Annotated in this window: 19 protein-coding genes; 13 read left to right on the forward strand and 6 right to left on the reverse strand. The window is 39.8% G+C overall.

The window, feature by feature from the left end; genetic code table 11:
- Positions 1 to 9 precede the first annotated feature (9 nt).
- A complete protein-coding gene (locus tag AC106S_RS13865) occupies positions 10 to 402 on the reverse strand; it encodes a hypothetical protein (RefSeq protein ID WP_482439890.1) in 393 nt (130 codons plus the stop codon).
- A 274-nt stretch (positions 403 to 676) separates the two neighbouring features.
- On the opposite strand from AC106S_RS13865, the gene AC106S_RS13870 reads away from it, so the two are divergent.
- The 3 genes from AC106S_RS13870 to AC106S_RS13880 all read left to right on the forward strand — a co-directional run bounded on the left by AC106S_RS13870 (position 677) and on the right by AC106S_RS13880 (position 4,619).
- Entirely contained in the window at positions 677 to 898 is a 222-nt protein-coding gene (locus tag AC106S_RS13870; protein WP_482439891.1) for a hypothetical protein, read from the forward strand.
- A gap of 92 nt (positions 899 to 990) precedes the next feature.
- Positions 991 to 3,519, forward strand: coding sequence for a DUF5686 family protein (locus AC106S_RS13875; protein WP_482439893.1), 2,529 nt, complete (start codon positions 991 to 993; stop codon positions 3,517 to 3,519).
- A gap of 275 nt (positions 3,520 to 3,794) precedes the next feature.
- Positions 3,795 to 4,619, forward strand: coding sequence for a T9SS type A sorting domain-containing protein (locus tag AC106S_RS13880; protein WP_482439895.1), 825 nt, complete (start codon positions 3,795 to 3,797; stop codon positions 4,617 to 4,619).
- A gap of 188 nt (positions 4,620 to 4,807) precedes the next feature.
- On the opposite strand, the gene AC106S_RS13885 is transcribed toward AC106S_RS13880, so the two are convergent.
- From AC106S_RS13885 to rplU, 4 genes are all read right to left on the reverse strand, one after another.
- Positions 4,808 to 4,975, reverse strand: coding sequence for a bacteriocin-like protein (locus AC106S_RS13885; RefSeq protein WP_482439896.1), 168 nt, complete (start codon positions 4,973 to 4,975; stop codon positions 4,808 to 4,810).
- 33 nt (positions 4,976 to 5,008) lie between these two features.
- Positions 5,009 to 5,173 carry a bacteriocin-like protein gene (locus AC106S_RS13890; RefSeq protein ID WP_482439898.1) on the reverse strand — a complete coding sequence of 55 codons (165 nt, stop codon included), beginning with the start codon at positions 5,171 to 5,173 and terminating at the stop codon, positions 5,009 to 5,011.
- A gap of 195 nt (positions 5,174 to 5,368) precedes the next feature.
- Complete coding sequence (rpmA, locus tag AC106S_RS13895; RefSeq protein ID WP_002984034.1) at positions 5,369 to 5,626, reverse strand: 50S ribosomal protein L27; 258 nt, start codon at positions 5,624 to 5,626, stop codon at positions 5,369 to 5,371.
- 12 nt (positions 5,627 to 5,638) lie between these two features.
- Positions 5,639 to 6,214, reverse strand: a complete 576-nt coding sequence (rplU, locus tag AC106S_RS13900; RefSeq protein WP_482439899.1) for a 50S ribosomal protein L21 — start codon at positions 6,212 to 6,214, stop codon at positions 5,639 to 5,641.
- 184 nt (positions 6,215 to 6,398) lie between these two features.
- Here rplU and AC106S_RS13905 point away from each other — a divergent pair, with 184 nt between their 5' ends.
- The 7 genes from AC106S_RS13905 to AC106S_RS13935 all read left to right on the forward strand — a co-directional run bounded on the left by AC106S_RS13905 (position 6,399) and on the right by AC106S_RS13935 (position 13,845).
- Positions 6,399 to 7,286, forward strand: a complete 888-nt coding sequence (locus AC106S_RS13905) for a metalloprotease (protein WP_482439901.1) — start codon at positions 6,399 to 6,401, stop codon at positions 7,284 to 7,286.
- 113 nt (positions 7,287 to 7,399) lie between these two features.
- Complete coding sequence (locus AC106S_RS13910) at positions 7,400 to 8,488, forward strand: acyltransferase family protein (RefSeq protein WP_482439902.1); 1,089 nt, start codon at positions 7,400 to 7,402, stop codon at positions 8,486 to 8,488.
- Between the two features lie 150 nt (positions 8,489 to 8,638).
- Positions 8,639 to 9,217, forward strand: a complete 579-nt coding sequence (locus AC106S_RS13915; protein WP_482439904.1) for a MiaE family protein — start codon at positions 8,639 to 8,641, stop codon at positions 9,215 to 9,217.
- 13 nt (positions 9,218 to 9,230) lie between these two features.
- On the forward strand, positions 9,231 to 9,848 hold the full coding sequence (locus AC106S_RS13920) for a DUF502 domain-containing protein (protein WP_482439905.1): 618 nt from the start codon (positions 9,231 to 9,233) through the stop codon (positions 9,846 to 9,848).
- Between the two features lie 86 nt (positions 9,849 to 9,934).
- Positions 9,935 to 11,311 (forward strand): tryptophanase TnaA, encoded by a 1,377-nt coding sequence (gene tnaA / locus AC106S_RS13925; protein ID WP_482439907.1) that lies wholly within the window; start codon positions 9,935 to 9,937, stop codon positions 11,309 to 11,311.
- Between the two features lie 289 nt (positions 11,312 to 11,600).
- On the forward strand, positions 11,601 to 12,680 hold the full coding sequence (locus AC106S_RS13930) for an FAD-dependent monooxygenase (protein WP_482439909.1): 1,080 nt from the start codon (positions 11,601 to 11,603) through the stop codon (positions 12,678 to 12,680).
- Positions 12,681 to 12,687: 7 nt separating this feature from the next.
- A complete protein-coding gene (locus tag AC106S_RS13935; protein WP_482439911.1) occupies positions 12,688 to 13,845 on the forward strand; it encodes a pyridoxal phosphate-dependent aminotransferase in 1,158 nt (385 codons plus the stop codon).
- Between the two features lie 70 nt (positions 13,846 to 13,915).
- Here the strand turns inward: AC106S_RS13935 and AC106S_RS13940 are convergent, their stop codons facing one another.
- Positions 13,916 to 15,133, reverse strand: a complete 1,218-nt coding sequence (locus AC106S_RS13940) for a PQQ-dependent sugar dehydrogenase (RefSeq protein WP_482439912.1) — start codon at positions 15,131 to 15,133, stop codon at positions 13,916 to 13,918.
- A 108-nt stretch (positions 15,134 to 15,241) separates the two neighbouring features.
- Here AC106S_RS13940 and AC106S_RS13945 point away from each other — a divergent pair, with 108 nt between their 5' ends.
- The 3 genes from AC106S_RS13945 to uvrB all read left to right on the forward strand — a co-directional run bounded on the left by AC106S_RS13945 (position 15,242) and on the right by uvrB (position 19,259).
- Positions 15,242 to 15,613 (forward strand): BlaI/MecI/CopY family transcriptional regulator, encoded by a 372-nt coding sequence (locus AC106S_RS13945; RefSeq protein WP_482439915.1) that lies wholly within the window; start codon positions 15,242 to 15,244, stop codon positions 15,611 to 15,613.
- Positions 15,614 to 15,615: 2 nt separating this feature from the next.
- Positions 15,616 to 17,058: a M56 family metallopeptidase gene (locus tag AC106S_RS13950; protein ID WP_482439917.1), complete on the forward strand. Its 1,443-nt coding sequence runs from the start codon at positions 15,616 to 15,618 to the stop codon at positions 17,056 to 17,058.
- Between the two features lie 209 nt (positions 17,059 to 17,267).
- The gene (uvrB, locus tag AC106S_RS13955) at positions 17,268 to 19,259 is read left to right on the forward strand and encodes an excinuclease ABC subunit UvrB (protein ID WP_482439918.1); all 1,992 of its coding nucleotides are present in this window, start codon (positions 17,268 to 17,270) and stop codon (positions 19,257 to 19,259) included.
- Positions 19,260 to 19,284: the final 25 nt, after the last annotated feature.

Raw genomic sequence — 19,284 nt, forward strand, 5'->3', positions numbered from 1 at the left:
TTCTTAAGATTAGCCCCCTACAAGCGGGGTAAGTTTTATAAAAGAAATTTTTGATGTACTTTTCAAAACGATCTTCCGGTTCAGATCATCTACCTGCTCATTATCCACAAGTATGAAGAAACCGTTCTTCTGAAAGGCATCCAGTGCTATATAAGCCTGTTTCTCCGCATCTATCAGCTGTCTTTTTTTCAGTTTATATCCATTCAGGGTCTTTTCTGCGTCCAGAGGCTCAACAAGTCCGTTGAAATATTCAGGCAGACGGCTGTTATAGTTTTCCACTTCTATGGAAACTCTTTTACAAATGAGCTCTTCCACGGAAATCGCTTCATTTTCAACCTGAATTTCGACCTGGTTGGTAACGGTTCCGTTCAGCAGCTCATCAGAAATAATAATATTCATCATGGATCGGGTGTTTGTTTAGATTTAATTATACGGCTTTTATATTGACTAAAATACCATTTTTCCGGTAATCTTCAATATTAAGCATACAATGAAATGGCATTTTAATCCGGAATTGTGGAAAACATGTGGAAAACGTATTAGTATGCTGTTAGAAGCCCATTAATAAACTGTTTAAAAGCCTGTAAAAATTATGAATAACATGTAGAAAAGCTGTGAGTTTCATGTGGAACACCTGTAAAAAAAGTCTCAAAACCTATGGATAACATGTGAATTGATGCAAAACCAGGCAGAAAACAATCCACAGAAACAACTTCATGACCAGGTAACCAACATTCCTTTTATTTTTTCAGAAAACTTAATTTCAGGACTTTACAGACTTATCCACAGCACCGTTGGAAAACCGGAAAAAGCTCCCGCAAGAGAAGCACTTATAAACATTCCTTCAGAACCTCTTACCCCACACAATCTTATACACTTATTTTCGTTACATTTGTAGTTTTGTGATTAATCGCATAAAACGCTAAAAATTATGATCTTTTTACAAGAAACTGCACGCTTTTTGTTTATGCTAATTGCCTGAAGAACCAAATGATGTTAAACAACAACTTTAAATATTACAATCTCTTTTTTGTATTTTTTATATCCTGTCTGGCGTATGCCCAAAACACAGCTAACGGCAGAATTGTAGACGCCAAAACCAATAAGGAGATTACGGGCGTGGATATCTTTATCAACGACAATACTGAACCCGCTCTGAAAACTTCACTGGGAAGTTTTACCGTACAGTCCGACAGTCTTATTCGCCAGTTGAAATTTTCGAAAAAGAATTACGTTACCGAAACCGTTGCCATCACTCCTGAGAATGTGGAAAATATTTTCGTAAAGCTTGCTCAGGAAAAAGAAAATACCATCGCCGAGATTGTAATTCACAATGAGAAACCGAAATACAAGAACAAGAAGGAAAATCCCGCATATGCCATTATGCAGGAAGTATGGAAGAGAAAAAGAAATAACGGTTTAGAGAAATTCGATACCTACACTTACAAAGAGTACGAAAAGATTCAGTTTGATGCCAATAATCTGGACAGTGCCTTTATGAACAAAAAGATCTTCAATAAGCTGGATTTTATCTTCGATTATGCAGATTCCACAGCCAGCGGAAAGATCGGGCTTCCTATCTTCCTGAATGAATCCGTTTATGAAAATTATGGAGAGAACAAACCGGGAAAAAAGACCAAAAGATTGCTGGTAGCCCAGAAAACATCAGGATTCCAGGATAATCAGGTGATCACCATCACAGCCAAGAATCTTTACAGGGATATTAATATTTACGACAATACGCTGAATTATTTTGATATCGGGTTTCCAAGCCCTGTCGGATCCAACGGTTTCAGCACCTATGACTACAATCTGACGGACACCATCTCTATTCACGGAGAAAACGCTTACAAGATACGGTACCAGCCTAAAAGAAAAGAAGTTTTAGCCTTCCAGGGTTATCTTTATATAGATACGGACAGCTATGCCGTTTTAGGAGCGACTTTAAAATCAACTCAGAAGATCAACGTTAACTTTATCAACAGCATCTCCACCGAACTGGAATACGATAATCCTGATGAAAACACATTTCTTCCGAAGAAATTCATCACCGAAATAGAACTGACCCCTTTCGCCAAAAAGAGAACTTCCAAAAGCATTATCGCCAAGCGGACCGTAGATTATTCCCAATACGATTTCAACAAACCTCTTGACGATAAGGTTTTCGCCCGCAAACAGGAAGAATACGACGATAAGTTTGTGGATAAAGATGATGCCTATTGGGTAAAAGCAAGGCCCGATACTTTGTCGAAATCTGAGCGCGGCGTGTATGAGATGCTTGACAGACTTCAGCAGACCCCAAAATTCACCCGTATCGTTAAAATATACGAAACTCTCGCTTCCGGATACTATAATGCTTTTAAAGGGATTGATATCGGCCCTATTTTCTCCATTTACGGGAAAAACGAAGTGGAAGGCGACAGGATAAGACTTGGCGCAAGAACTTATTTCGGACAGAACGACCCGTGGAGACTTCAGTTTTATACGGCTTACGGATTCAAAGATCAACAGGTGAAATATGGAGCGGAAGCACGCTATATGTTCAACCGGGTCAACAGATTCATGATCGGGGCAGGAACCAAAAGAGACATTGAGCAGCTTGGAGTACAGCTCACTACCGACGACGGAATCATGGCAAGAACCTTCGCATCTTCCACCTTATTTGCAAGAGGAGAAAATGCCTCATTAAGCTCCATCAACAAAACCAATGTTTTTGCTTCTATTGAGCCGTGGAAAAATTTTCAGGTAAGAATAGACGGAACTTTGCAGAGCATCAAATCTGCCAATCCGGAAAAATTCAGCCTGATGTATTATCAGGATGGCAATCTTCGGAAAACAGTGAACGATTCCCATGTTACATTAAGCCTTATCGCAAGACCGGGAGCCAAATTCTCACAGACCGGAGTTGACCGTTACGAGCACGGAACTCTTGCTCCGACCATTATATTAAGATACACCAGAGGAATTGAAGGACTATTCAATGCCGATTACAATTATAACAGGCTTCAGTTCATGTTTTACAAGCCTGTACTGCTTGGAAGCTGGGGGAAAACCCTGGTGAATTTTGAAGCCGGGAAAACGTTCAATACCGTTCCTCTGGCGCTTCAGAATGTCATTCCGGGAAACCAGTCCTACAGCCTTGCGCAGAATACCTTTGCCCAGCTTAATTATTATGAATTTGTAGCAGATACTTACACCACCCTGCATCTGGAGCATCATTTCAACGGGAAGATACTTTCATTCATTCCCCTGATCAAAAAGCTTAAACTCAGAGAAATTGCTTTTATCAGAGGAGCGTACGGAACTTTAAGCGATGCTTCAAAGGCGGTTAATGTTGATGGATTCAAATATTCCGCACCAAGTGATCAGATCTATTTTGAGTACGGTTTCGGAATCGAAAACATCGGATTCGGAAATATCAGAATTTTCAGAGTGGATTTCAACTGGAGAGGAAATTATCTCGACCGTCCCGGCATTTCAACATTTGGAATAAAAGCAGGATTCCAGGTAGGATTCTAAAACAGAACTTAAAATAAAAAAACCGCAGCTTCATGAAAGTTGCGGTTTTTTTCTATCTCTAAAAATAAATTCATTAAAAAATAAACAAACTGAAGCTGCAGTTTGTTTTTATCCTGTTCCGAAAAACAAAACCCTAACAAAGATAAAACAATACTAAAAATACAAATTATATTAAAATTATATCAACAAATTAATTTATTGACAAATATTTTTAATTAAAACAGAAATATTAATAAAAATTAATAACTTAGTGGTAATATATAAAAATACTAACTATGAAGAAATTACTCTACTCTTTACTGTTTACAGCTACACTTACCAGCGCCCAGGTTACAAGTTTCCCCTGGACAGAGACATTTGAAGATGCTTCACCAACCTCCTCACAATGGGTTTGTGAATATATTGCAGGAACCAACAGCTCCGTACCAAGCGGTCTGTTCTGGAGTATAAAAAGTACGACCAGCGTAGGATATTACAGCTCAACAGGAGCATATGAAGGTTCTAAAATGGCCGTATTTGATACAAGATCACACACCAGGGATGCCGTTGCAAGATTTGTCGGCCCTGTGATGAATCTATCCGGCGTTTCCAATCCCACCCTGGATTTCTATTACAGAAATATGGATTGGGGCGGGGACCAGAATATTTTAAACATCTATTACAGAACTTCATCTTCTGATGCATGGACTCTTATTACTTCATTCAACACGAACGTAGCGACCTGGACCAATTCCGGCGCGATCAGTCTTCCGAACCCTTCAGCCACCTACCAGATTGCCCTGGAAGGAGTTGCTCATTATGGTTATGGATTAGATGTTGACAACCTGAAAGTAACCGCGTCAACTTTGGGTGTTTCCGATGTAAACTATGAAGCTTCAAGGCTGAAAATATCTCCGAATCCGGTAAGCAGTGTTTTGAATATCAGCTCGAAAGACAAGATTACAGAGATTACCATTCATGACGCTTCCGGCAAGATCATTAGAACCGAAAACGTAACTGACAATCAGGTTTCTGTTGACTATTTAAAATCCGGTGTATATTTTATTACCACCAAAAATGCGAACGGAACCCGCAGCACGTCGAAATTTATCAAAAAATAAATGACAACTAAAAAAACGATCATTTTAACCAGGGCGGAAATTTCCGCTCTGGTTTTTTATTCTGACAGGCGGCTACCTTAAAACCAATAACAACATCGATTTTTTCAGAAACAAAGATCTCTATTTCTTTTATATTCAAAAAAAACCTCAGCAATGCCGAGGTCATTTTTCAATTATTTTATTTTATACTAACATGCGCATGGGTCCGGATCCATTACCATATTCATACAACGTAATCTCTGCTGAGGCGTCCATGAACACCATTCGGCACAGGTTGTTGCAGGAGTCGGGCAGATCATAGCTCCTCCTTCAATGGTTCTCAGCTGTTTTTTTGACAGTTTTTTCAGATTTTTCATAGTAATTTGTTTTTAAATTGGTTAATCTATACGTTAGCAATTGCACGGCATATCAAGAACTGCGTTCAGGCAGAAATCCTTTTGCCATTCGGTCCATCCACACCATTCCCAGCACCATTCAGCGATTGGAGGACATTTTTGTGCTCCGCCGTTAATTTGCCGTAAGTTTTTCTTTGTTAATTTTCTCAGATTTTTCATAGTATTTTGTTTTAGTCTGGCTGCCTACTCTGTATGCTTTTCGGCTTCCGCAATTGATTTGTTATTTGATAGTTAACAAATATAAAAATATTTCACCAATAATGGATTATTAATGAAAAAAATTATCTTTTAACGTAAAGACACAAAAAAACCTCAGCAACTGCCGAGGTTTTTATTTTTATAAAACGCGTAAAATTATGCGTTCGGTTCTACAGATACGAAAGATCTGTTGTTTGCTTTCTTTCTGAAAACTACTTTACCGTCTACTAATGCGAACAGAGTGTGATCTTTACCGATTCCCACGTTATCACCCGGGTGGTGCTGAGTACCTCTCTGTCTAACAATAATATTTCCGGCAATAGCTTCTTGTCCTCCGAAAATCTTCACACCTAATCTTTTAGAGTGAGACTCTCTACCGTTCTTGGAACTACCGACTCCTTTCTTGTGTGCCATTTTATTACTGGATTATTTATTAAGTGCTTTAAATTGATCGATATTCTTAATGATAGCAGCATCTACTTCCTCATGAGTAAGAATATTCTTTTCTAATTCAACTTTAACTGCCTTACCTAAAGTAATTAAAGTTTCTCTGTTCTCTTTAGACTGAGACAAGTTGTTTTTCTTTAAGTGATAGTTCAATTCGTGATCTTCACCAAAGTTAACAGTTGCATGGTCTGAAAGAACTTCTGTTTTCACAGTTTCTTTTTTAGCTGCTTTTTTTGCACCTCCCTCAAAACCTGTAATACCTGTGATTACAATTTGAGTTAAAGATTGTCTGTGACCGTTTTTCACTTTGTAACCTTTTCTTCTTTTCTTTTTGAAAACGATTACTTTATCAGCTTTAACGTGATCAAGGATCTCTGCTTCCACAGTGATTCCGCTTACAGCTGGGGCGCCTACAGTGATTGCACCGTTTACAGTAAGAAGTACTTTATCGAAAGAAACCTTTCCTCCTTTGTCTCCTTTTAAACGGTTTACAAACAACTTCTGGTCTTGCTCAACTTTGTATTGAAGCCCTGCTATTTCTACAATTGCAAACATTGTTTATAAATTTTTAGTTATTTCGAGGTGCAAATATAAGAATAAAAATCTAAATAACTTACAATCAACACCCTATTTTTTTACAGCTTATACATTTCACTATGCTTTGAATAATTTTTGAAACTAAAGTACTCACAGTTAATGGATAATTTCATACCTTCGTTATCACCAAAAAATATTTTATATGAAATTTAACTTTAATTCCTGCTTATTTGCCGGAGCCCTTGCCGCATTCTCTCTCACAGGATGCCGTGATGACAAAATGGACGAAAGTGTTCTTCCTGAAACCCAGACTGAAAGCTCAAAGATTGAGCAACCGGGAGAACGGGAAAAAGCCTGCTACTATGTAGACCAGTACTGGTCTTCCTCCTCCGTTCTGAAAACTGCCCTTCAGAACTCTGCCGACACTAATTTTATGAATGCCCAGATGACCAGAATTGCAGGTCTTTGGGGAAGAAGCAACCCAACCCTCCGTTTTGTGGACGATCCTTCCAATTTTAATTCTACGTACAACGCCATTTCTTATTCCACAGGAAAGATCTATTACGGATACGCGATCTATTATGATGCAAAAAACAAAGGCGGCGATATGGTGAATGCCATGATCCTGGCTCATGAATACGGCCATCAGCTGCAATATATTTTCGGGCTCCCTTCCGTAAGCGAATCTACCGCAAGACCTAATGAACTGGAAGCAGACGGCTTTGCCGGATACTACTTACGAAGACCCAACGGCTATAATAAAACGAACTTCTCCGAAATTGCCGCAGCTTATGAATTTGCACAGAGTATAGGTGATTATCAGACTTCAAGCCCGGGACATCATGGAACGCCGGCACAGAGAAGGTCTGCCGTACGTCTGGGCTTCCTTCTGGGACAGTATGATCTTAACGCATCCAACTTTGATTATAATTTCTTCTATTATTATCAGGGTGTACTGAACGGAACCTATAAAATGGGTAAAAACACTCAAAATCCTGAAATTGACGCTTATATGAGCCAGTATATGGATGAATTGAGAAAAATCCAGTCCGGAGAAATTTCTGCTGAAGAATTTAAACACCTTAAGTAAACATTCATTTTTAGTATATTTAATAAGGCGGCAGAGCATTGATTGTTCTGCCTCTTTTGTTGATTTGATAAATATCCAAAGTTTATTTACTTTTGAACCATATCCTGTAATACATGAACAGAGACCTTTACATTGATTTTGCCAAAGGAATGGCAACCCTTTCCATTATATTTATCCATACGGCTTTCTGGTCGGGACAGTTTTATATTCCCGCAGAAGTCCGGGTGTTTTCCCTGGTGTTTGATGTGGCTCTTTTTTATGCCCTCAGCGGAATCACATCAGGCTCAAACATAGAGAAGACATTTTACAGGCTTTTAAAGCTGCAGATTACTTACATGATCTTCGTGACTTTCCTGTTCTTCCTTGACTATTTTTTCAAAGTCTTCGGGCTTTCTTTCTTTTCTCCGGAATGGCTGCAGAAATTCTATTCAACCTTTGGGTCCAAATATTCCACAACAGCCGTTTCAATGTATCCTCAGTGGCAGAATCTCGGAAACTGGTACCTTCATCAGTATACCAATGCAGATACTTTTCCTGTGGTAATGGGGAGTTTCTGGTACCTGAAAGTATATTTTATTCTCGCAGTATTCGGGGTTTTGATCCTGCGTTTCTTTCCGAAACATATCAACTGGTTTATCGCGCTGTGCATTGGCCTTACGCTGTTTTTTAATATTCTCCCTGAATATTATCCGGGGGGACAGGTGGGCTATGTAGCCTTCTACCTTGCTGTTTTCCTGGCCGCTCACCAGATGCGGGGCAAAAAAATCCCGTCAAAAATGATCCCTGTACTATACAGTCTTGTTGCTGCCGCTTTAATCTGGATGTTCTGGTATTATGGAAACGAAATCTTCTATAAAATCAACAAAAATAAATTTCCGCCTAAAATTCCTTATATCATCTGGTCTTTATTTTCTCTCACCACATTATTTGTCTTATACAACAGATTAAAGATCACCAAAGAAAGCTTTGTAACCCACATCGGAAAGAATGCCATATTTTTCTATTTCGCCCAGGGAATCAGCTCATCTTTAGTGTATTTCATTGTTGTTGCATTGCAGGAAAATATGCCGTGGTGGCTGATGATGATTATAATCTATGTTCTCAATGTTATTCTGGCTTTCGGTATTGCAACAGGTTTAAAAAAAGTGGATACCTTAGGATGGAAAATTCTGGAATCTTTAAGAAACAAAACAGCTGCCTGATCAGCCATGCTGAATTCTTTAAAGTAAGACGGTGCTGATCGTCAATAATTCCGGATATCATTTAAATAAAAACCAACAGAAAGTAAATTCTGCGGAATGAGAAGCATTGAATATGTCTAATTTGTTTTAAATTTACAAAAAATTTAGTGCATGTTTAAGTTGAAACTTCCCACCGATCCGAGGTGGGCAAATATTGCAGAGGGAAACATTGAAGAAATTTTAACAGACCATGCGTGGTGCGAGCAGAAAGCAGCAACCAATGCCATCGGCCTGATCACCATGCTTCCTGAATATCCGGAAATCGTTACAGAACTTCTTGCAATTGCGCAGGAAGAACTGGATCATTTCAACCAGGTACATGAAATTATTAAAAAAAGAGGATACCGTTTCGGAAGAGCCAGGAAAGATGACTATGTGAATGAACTGGCTAAATTCATCATCCAGGGAAGCCGGGAAGACCTCATCGTAGACAAGATGCTTTTCGCTGCCATGATTGAAGCCAGAAGCTGTGAAAGATTCAAAGTGCTTACAGAAAATATTAAAGATGAAGAACTTAAAGAATTTTACAGGGAACTGATGATCTCTGAGGCCAATCATTACACTACTTTTATCGGTTTTGCAAGACAGCTTGGTGATCCTGAAAAAGTAAACAGACGATGGGATGCATGGCTGGAGTATGAAGCCCGTATCATTAAATCTTACGGAAACAAAGAAACAATACACGGTTAAAAAAAAGATCCATTTGAAAAAGCTGAGCTTCGAAAATATTGCCAATTTTTTTCTGAAAAATTTCTTTCAGGGACTGGTTATTATCGGCCCCATAGGTCTTACGATTTTCGTCATCTGGTATATTGTAAGTGCCATTGACAATATTATTCCTTCTGTTGCCAAAGAAATTCCGGGGCTGGTATTTGTTTCAACAATCCTGTTCACTGCCATTCTCGGATATTTAGGAAACAAGTTTGTGATAGGAAAGTTCTTTTTCGATACAATGGACAGTCTTCTGGAAAAAACTCCGGGAGTAAAACATATCTACACCCCTACAAAAGACGTTATGTCTTCATTTGTGGGAGATAAAAAAAAATTCAACGATCCTGTCTGGGTAAAGACCAATGAGAATCCGGAGATCTGGAGAATCGGCTTTTTAACTCAAAAAGAGATGTCGGACGTTGACAAACACAATTACGTTGCGGTATACCTGCCTCATTCCTATGCTATTTCAGGATGGGTAATTGTTACGGAAGAAAAAAACATCAAACCTGTGGTCGGGATGACTGCTGCTTCAGCCATGAAGTTTGCAGTAAGCGGCGGTGTTGCCGGATTCCACTCCGATGATAATATATTTAAAGCTCCTGAGTAACATCTTTACTCCTTTAAATATACTTTGATGAATTTGAAATTATTTTCAAACAATTTCCTTTAACAATCTAATAAATAACATAACGCATGAATTTACCGTACGCGGAGCCTTTCCGCATCAAAATGGTGGAAGAAATCCGCCAGTCTACAAGAGAAGAAAGAGAACAATGGCTTAAAGAAGCTAATTATAACTTATTCAATCTGAAATCTTCACAGGTTTTCATCGACCTTCTTACCGATTCAGGAACAGGAGCTATGTCTGACAGACAATGGGGAGCCCTGATGACCGGAGACGAAAGCTATGCCGGATCCCGTTCTTTTGAACAGCTTCAGAATTCCGTTGAAAAAATCACCGGTTTCAAATATTTATTACCAACCCACCAGGGAAGAGCTGCCGAAAATGTTCTTTTCTCCGTGCTGGTGAAAGAAGGGGATGTGGTACCTGGAAATTCTCATTTCGACACCACAAAAGGTCATATTGAATTCAGAAAAGCCCACGCCATCGACTGTACCATTGATGAGGCTTTCGACATCAATGATCTTCATCCTTTTAAAGGAAATATCAACCTTGAAAAACTGGAAGAGGTTTATAAAAGCCACCCAAAAGAAAACATCCCTTTCTGCCTGATCACCATTACCTGCAACTCTTCAGGGGGGCAGCCTGTATCTTTAGAGAATATGAAGGCTGTAAGAGAATTGTCAGACCGTTACGGAATCCCTGTTTTCTTTGATTCGGCAAGGTTTGCGGAAAACGCATACTTCATCAAAAAAAGAGAAAAGGGCCAGGAAAACCGGAGTATCAAAGAAATCTGCAAAGAAATTTTTTCATACGGAGACGGAATGACTATGAGTTCTAAAAAAGACGGCCTGGTGAATATCGGAGGGTTTATAGCATTAAACAGTGAAGAAATCTTCAGAAAAGCATCCAATTTCACAATTATCTACGAAGGATTCATTACCTACGGAGGAATGGCCGGAAGAGATATGGCCGCATTAGCAGTAGGCCTTGATGAAGCTACTGAATTCGCCTATCTTGAAAGCAGAATTTCTCAGGTAGAATATCTGGGAAATAAGCTGATAGAATACGGAATTCCGGTTCAGAAACCTATTGGAGGACATGCCGTATTCATTGATTCTCTCAATTTCCTTCCTGGTGTTTCCCGTGAGGAATATCCTGCCCAGACCTTAGGACTTGAGATTTACAAGGAAGCCGGGATCAGAACAGTTGAAATCGGAACATTACTGGCAGACAGAGACCCTGAGACGAGAGAAAACCGGTATCCGAAACTGGAACTGGTACGCCTTGCCATACCAAGAAGGACATACACCAACAATCATATGGATTATATTGCCGCAGCCATTAAAAATGTATATGAAAGGCGGAATGAGATCTCGAAAGGGTACAAAATTACCTGGGAACCAGATCTGTTGAGACATTTTACAGTACAGCTTGAGGAAGCATAAAAACATAACCGGGATCTTTTCCCGGTTTTTTTATTCAAAAGAAGTCCGAAAACCCTCCTGTTTCTGATGACAAATATCCGTTACCCAATTTCTGGATTTGTTGAAAAATCCCTTCAAAAAAACATAATAATCTTATGCTTTTCATCTTATTAACCTATGATTTTAAACCGAATTCATTTATTTTTTTGAAATCATGAATGTTTTTAATTTACATTTGCACATACTTAAAAAAACGGTTTACCCACAAAGTAGACCTAAACACTAACTTGAAAAACTCCATTATTCCGAAATGAACAAAATTGCTGTCGTGGGCGCTGGTATATCCGGCTTAAGCATAGCGGGTTACTTAGAAAAACACAATCTGGATTACCATATTTACGAGCGGAGAGAGAAGGACGATTTAACAGGGCATGGCTTCCTGCTTCCTCAGGAAGGAATCGAGTACCTGTCTCAGATTACAGACCGTTCTCAACTCTTTGAACATGGTAACTTTTTAAAGAAATACATCCGGTATTCCCATAAGGGCAGGATACTCGCAGAAAAAGACCTGGACAATGTTTTCGTTATATCAAGAAGTTCGCTCATCCGGATTCTGGCTCAAAATATTCCCGCAGAGAAAATCACTTACGGAGAAACGCTTGTCCACTGCCCCGATCAGCAGGGAAAATTAAAAAGAACTGACGGCTCCTATATCGATTCTGACATGATCATTGTTTCCGACGGATCTAAAAGCAGAATCAGGAGAGAGATCTTCAAAGATGAGAATATGAGGATGGTAAGAGAAAATGAGGTCGTCAATATCATCAGATGTAAAGAAATAGCCTCCCGTTTAGACAGTAATTTCATGAAGTTTCATCATGAAGACGGCGGGCTTACTTTCGGGATTCTTAAGCTTTCTTCAGATACCGTTTTATGGTATTCCCAGTTTGACAATGAAAAATATACGATCTGCGAGCAATGTTCGGTAGAAAGCCTTAAAAGATACATGTTTGAGGTCTTTGATGACTGGGACCCGCTGGTTGCAGATATTGTGAAAGGCTCAAGCTACGAAAACGTTCACCTGTGGAGGGTTTATGAACTGGAAAATCTTAATCCGTTTTATAAAGATCATTTTGTTTTTATAGGGGATGCCGCACACCCTCTCATTCCATTTACCAGCCAGGGGGTTACTTCTGCGCTAAAAGATTCTTGTGTACTCACCCAATACCTGCTTGAAGAACAAGATATGACAGAGGCTTTCAGAAAGTTTGAAGCGGAAAGGAAACCGGAAATAGAAACCCACATCCGGAACGGAAGGATTCTTCTCGACCAGTTTCTGCTTCCTCTTCATCTGCAGACCGAAAATATTTTACCCATCTCATATAAATAATAAAAAAATGTTTACCAATAACGACATCAATTTTGAAGCCTTAAAGAGGAAAGCCTATAATGGAAGATGGGCAGCCATAGAAGACGGAATTATCCCCCTTACTGCGGCAGATCCGGATTTCAGAACAGCCCCGGCCATTGAGGAAGGAATTATAGAATATTTAAAGGATGGCTATCTGAGCTATGGTCCTTTTTCAGGCCTTCCTGAATTTAAGAAAAGTGTTGCAGAGCATTTTAACACAGAAAAACACGGAAGTTTTACCCCCGAAAATGTACTGGCCGTTAACAGTGCTGCCCAGGGAATGTTCCTGGTTGCGTCATATGTATTGTCTCCGGGAGATGAAGCCATCATCCTGGACCCTGTCGACTTCCTGTTTAAAAGATCTGTGGAAGCCGCAGGAGGAACAGTGAGATTATGCCCTGTGGATCATATTACCGGAGATATAGATTTTGAAAAGCTGGTTTCATTAATTCATCCGAAGACCAGGCTGATCAGCATCTGTAATCCGCACAACCCACTTGGAAAAGTTTATTCCAAAGAAATACTGAAAAAAGTATCTGACATTGCATCTGCCCATGATCTGTGGGTAATGAGTGACGAAATATGGAGCGATATTATCTATGACCGCAAAGATTTCCATACCTATTCTTCTGTTTCGGAAGAAGCAAAGAAAAAAAGTTTTACGGTTTACGGATTTTCGAAATCATTCGGAATTGCCGGACTGAGAATCGGGGCCGTGCTTTGTAATGATGTTGATATTCTTGAAGATTTTACGGAAAAATCGAACTTTAATTCAACCATAGAGGGAGTTTCCACGCTGTCGCAGATTGCCGCAAGTGTAGCCATAGAAAAAGCCAAGCCCTGGTATAGAGAATTCCTGATGCATCTGCAGGAAAACCGAAATCTGGCTTTCAACAAATTAACCCATTCCGGAATTTTAACCCCTAATCTTCCTGAGGCCACTTTTGTATTGTTCCCGAAGATCGAAAACGGGATGTCCAGTGAAGAGTTTACCCGGCATGTCCTTGAGCAGGGGAAAGTTGCGCTAGTTCCCGGTTCGGAAAGATGGTTCGGAAAAGGAGCAGAAGGTCATATCAGAATCTGTTTTTCTACTTCACAGGAGATTCTGGAAGAAGGACTTGACCGGATCATTAAAAGTTTTTAGGATGGGTCGGAACTTCTTGCACAGTTTAAAAATTAAAAATCTCCTGAGAATTTTTTCAGGAGATTTTAATTTATTTTTTTGAAATTCTATACAGTTTTCCGCTGTCTGTTACCGCATATAAATTACCGTCCATTCCGTCAAGAACATCCCGGAACCGTTCTTTCTGATCTGCCAGCAGGCGTTCTTCTCCTACAACTTTATTGTCTTTCATCACAATCCGGTTGATATGTTCACCACTTAAGCATCCGATGAACAGATTTCCTTTCCATTCCTCCATATTTCCGGTATAGAAAGCAACGCCGCTTGGAGAAATAACAGGATCCCAGTAATAAACAGGCTGTTCGGTATCTTTTCTCCGGGTAATTCCCTCTCCTACTTTCTGACCGGAATATTCAATTCCGTAAGTAACATCTCCCCAGCCATAATTTCTTCCCGGGAGTATCAGATTGATTTCATCTCCTCCCCGGGGCCCCATTTCCACATCCCAGAGATTGCCGTTAGCATCAATAGCCAACCCCTGAGGATTTCTTATTCCGTAAGCATAGATTTCAGGTTTATATCCTTCTTTTCCTATAAACGGATTGCCCGGAGCGGGCTTCCCATCTTTGGTGATTTTCAGGATCTTTCCTAAATAATTATCGGTTTTCTGGGCATATACTCTCGTTACTTTATCCGATCTCTCCCCTGTACTTACAAATAGATAACCGTCCTTATCAAAGACAAGCCTGCTGCCGTAATGTTTATCCCCATCGTAAGAAGGCTCTGCCCTGAAGATTACTTTGACTTCCGAAATACTTTTCAGGTCCGCGGACAGCTTTCCTTTAGCCACCGAGGTGAGGTTTCCTTTTCCAAAAGGTTCTGAAAAGCTGAAATAAATGACAGCATTGGTTTTGAAATCCGGATCCAGAGCTACATCCAGCATTCCGCCCTGCCCTTTGGAATCTACTTTCGGAAATCCTTCAATTTTAGAAACCTGTTTTCCGTCCGCAGAAACAATGTTCATATACCCTTTTTTATCGGTAATCAGAAACTTTCCGTCCGGCAGGTTGATAATCCCCCACGGGCGGCCCAGGTCTTTATTCAGGATTTCCACCTGATAGGCTCCTGTCGTTTTTACAGCCTTTATTCTGGTCTGCCCTTTGAATGCCGGCTGGTAATCAGAATTAGGTTTTTCTGTTTCCACACTGCCGTCCTTCCCGGTCTGCTGGGCCTGTACAGGATTCTTTTTGCACGAGGTCAGGAACAGCAGAAGACTGAGCGCAGGAACATAAAATTGATTGAACTTCATAACGTTGTGATTAATGGATTATAAAATTAAATGGAAAAATAATGCCATAAAAATTTGCAGGATTAAATTTTTATTCTACATTTGTAGAACAAAATACAACATTGTAGAATGAAAGAGATAAAACTAACCGATTCTGAAAAAGATCTCATGGAAATTCTTTGGGACAGAAAAAAGATCTTCATGAAAGAAATCCTGGAATCCTATCCCGACCCCAAACCTGCCTCCACCACTATTGCTACCCTGCTGAAACGAATGCAGAACAAAGACCTGGTAGGCTATACATTGTATGGAAATTCCCGTGAATACTATCCTAAAATAGAGAAAGGGGAATATTTCAATGAGGAAATGACCTCAATGATCGACCGTTTTTTCAACAGTTCCGTAGCTCAGTTTGCATCGTTTTTTACTTCCAATGCCAAACTCAGCCAGAAACAGCTGAAAGAGCTCAGAAATATAATAGATAAACAGATAAAAGAATAGATATGTTTTCCATCATTCTGAAAATTATTCTGTGTTCTTCTATTTTCATTGCGGTCTACTATCTGCTGCTTGAAAAAGAAAAAATGTACAGATTCAATAGGTTTTACCTGATCGGCTCGCTGATTCTGGCTTATATAATTCCATTTATCACAGTAACTTCAGAGGCTCAGATTTCTGAAATGGGCACAAAGCCCCAGCTGATGTTTGAAGAAGCAACACAGCAGATGGTCTTTGTACAGCCTGCGGAAGAGAGCTTCAACTGGACGAATACTGTATGGATCTGCTATGCAGCTGTTACTGTGATATTACTGATAAGGAATATTTCATCTATTGCAGCTATAAAAAAAATACAGGGCAGGAAACAAATATATCAGCGATATCATGTTGTTCTGACAAAAAAAGGGTTTTCACCATTCAGCTTTTGGAATACCATTTATTTAGGAGAAAACTATATGCAGAATAATATGATCGATCCCAGAATATTCCTGCATGAAAAAAGCCATCTTGACCAGAAACACAGTATTGATCTTATGTTTATTCAGCTGTTGAAAATCTTTACATGGTTCAATCCTGTTCTTTTTATCTATAAAAAGGCCATGACAACCAACCACGAGTTCCTGGCTGATGAGGCTGTACTGAACAGTAAGTTCAATATGACAGATTATCAGAATTTAATTCTTGATGAAATTGTCAGCAGCCAGGGACCTTCATTAACCCATTCATTTAATTTTAACAATACCAAAAAACGATTTATCATGATGAACACAAAAAAATCTAAATTTATTCTGCTTAAAAAAGCAGCAGGATTTACCGCACTTGTTGCCGCCACAGCCCTGTTTGCCGAAAAAAAATATGTGAACACTGTGGCAGATATGCCAGGCTCAAAAGAGGTTGTTTATAAAAGTCCCGGCAATACAACAGTTCAGGACCCGTACAAGGAATTTAAAGATATTTTAAACAGATATTCGGATCTTCTCAATAACAGGAAGTATGCGGAATTCTCAAAAAAAGTAACGGAAGAGGACAAAGCGAGACTGGAAGAACTTTACGCTCAATTAACAGATGCTCAAAAAGATGAGCAGAAGATTACCTTTATCAGTGTCCCTGCTTTAAAAAAAAGAACTCCTACTGAAAAAGAACTCAGTTCATTTTTAAACAAAAGCAATTATGCCGTATGGATAGATTCAAAAAAAATAGAAAACAGCTCCTTAAAAAATTACAAAACTTCTGATTTCTCCCACGTATCAATCAGTAAGGTTTATAAAAATGCGAGAACAGCCAGAAATCCACAACCTTATCAGGTCTCTCTGATGACTCCTCCTTTTTTTGAAAAATCGCAGAAAGAAATGCCTTTCAAGATCATGGGCTTCAAAGGACAGGCATATAAAGGCTCACCCAATATTGCCACTTCAGAAAAATCATCCGGTCTCAAGCAACAGAACTAACTCCAATACAGAAATTAGTTTCCCAAACGGCAAAAATTTCACTCAGAAGGGTACTCACCATCGATAAGAGCGCTAATTTTTTTAGCGCTTTTTCTATTCCTGTATTTTTTTAACTTAAAACTTAATCCGCGCTATTCCTATTTTCAGATAAAATACTTTATTATGGCTAATTATTTCTTTCGTATTTTTGTTCTATACATCATTTCCCTATGAACTTTAATCTTCATTCAGAATATAAACCTACCGGCGACCAGCCGCAAGCCATAGAAAAGCTTACCGAAGGAATTGAGATCGGCGAAAAATATCAGACCCTTCTCGGAGTAACAGGTTCCGGGAAGACCTTTACGGTAGCCAATGTGGTACAGAACGTACAAAGACCCACCCTTGTTCTGGCTCACAACAAAACCCTGGCGGCACAGTTATTCATGGAATTCAAAGAATTTTTCCCGGATAACGCCGTTGAATATTTTGTCAGCTACTATGATTATTACCAGCCGGAAGCCTATATTGCGACCACCGGAACTTATATTGAAAAAGACCTGAGCATCAACGAAGAAGTGGAAAAGCTCCGTCTTTCAGCAACAGCAAGTCTGCTTTCAGGCAGAAGAGACGTACTGATTGTGGCTTCGGTTTCCTGTATCTACGGTATCGGGAATCCGACAGAGTTTCACAAATCATTAATCTCCATAGCTATCGGTGAAAAAGTAACCAGGACCGCTCTGCTTCATTCCCTGGTAAACGCATTATATGCCAGAACATTAAATGAATTTCAGAGAGGTACTTTCCGTGTAAAAGGGGATGTGATTGATGTCTTTCCTGCTTATGCCGACAACGCTGTCAGGATACAGTTTTTCGGGGACGAAATTGAAAAGATCCAGAGTTTTGATCCCGTAACCGGCAATGTGGAATCCAGTTTTGATCAGATCCAGATCTATCCTGCCAATCTTTTTGTTACCTCGAAGGAAACCCTCAACGGAGCGATCAGAGAAATTCAGGACGATATGGTAAAACAGGTTGACTTCTTCAATTCCATTGAAAAACCTCTGGAAGCCAAACGTCTTCAGGAACGGACTGAACTTGACCTTGAAATGATTAAAGAGCTGGGCTACTGCTCAGGAATTGAGAACTATTCAAGATATCTGGACGGAAGACTTCCCGGAACAAGACCATTCTGCCTGATCGATTATTTTCCTAAAGATTTTTTAATGGTCATTGACGAAAGTCACGTAACAGTTCCCCAGGTTCACGCCATGTACGGTGGCGACCGGAGCAGGAAAGAAGCACTGGTAGAGTACGGATTCCGGCTTCCCGCTGCGATGGATAACAGACCTCTTAAGTTTGAAGAATTTGAAGGAATGCAGAATCAGGTAATTTATGTTTCTGCAACCCCGGCTGATTATGAACTGGAAAAAACCGGAGGTGCCTATATTGAGCAGATCATCCGCCCTACCGGGCTTTTAGATCCCATTATTGAGGTAAGGCCTACCCTGAACCAGATTGATGACCTGATGGAAGAAATTCAGAAAAGAGCTGATGCCGATGAAAGGGTACTGGTCACTACCCTTACCAAGAAAATGGCGGAGGAACTCACCAAGTATTTCACCAAATTCGGGATCAGAACAAGATACATCCACTCCGATGTGGAAACTCTGGAACGTATACAGATTATGCAGGACCTTCGTCTCGGCCTTTTTGATGTACTGATAGGGGTTAACCTGTTAAGAGAAGGACTTGACCTTCCTGAAGTTTCTCTTGTTGCTATTCTTGATGCTGACAAGGAAGGAATGCTGAGAAGCAGAAGATCTATGATACAGACCGTAGGAAGGGCAGCGAGAAATGTGAATGGAAAAGCGATCATGTATGCCGATAAGATCACAAAATCCATGCAGGCAACCCTGGATGAAACGGAATACCGCCGTGCCAAACAAATACAGTATAATGAGGAACACGGATTGACCCCCCAGGCTCTGAATAAAAAAATATCCGAAAATCTTGTTGGCAGAAGCAAAGATTTCCCTGATGAAAAGTATACCCAAAAGGAGATCCTTCAAAAGGTGGCGGAAACCAAAGCAAGCTACGCAAGTGAAGATCTGGAAAAAATGATTGTTCAGAAGCAGAAAGAAATGGAGGCCGCCGCTAAAAATCTTGACTTTATCAAGGCTGCAAAACTGAGGGATGAGATTGCCGCTTTGAAAACATAGTTGAACAATAAAAATACGGGACGAC

The organism is Chryseobacterium sp. FR054 (assembly GCF_056844565.1).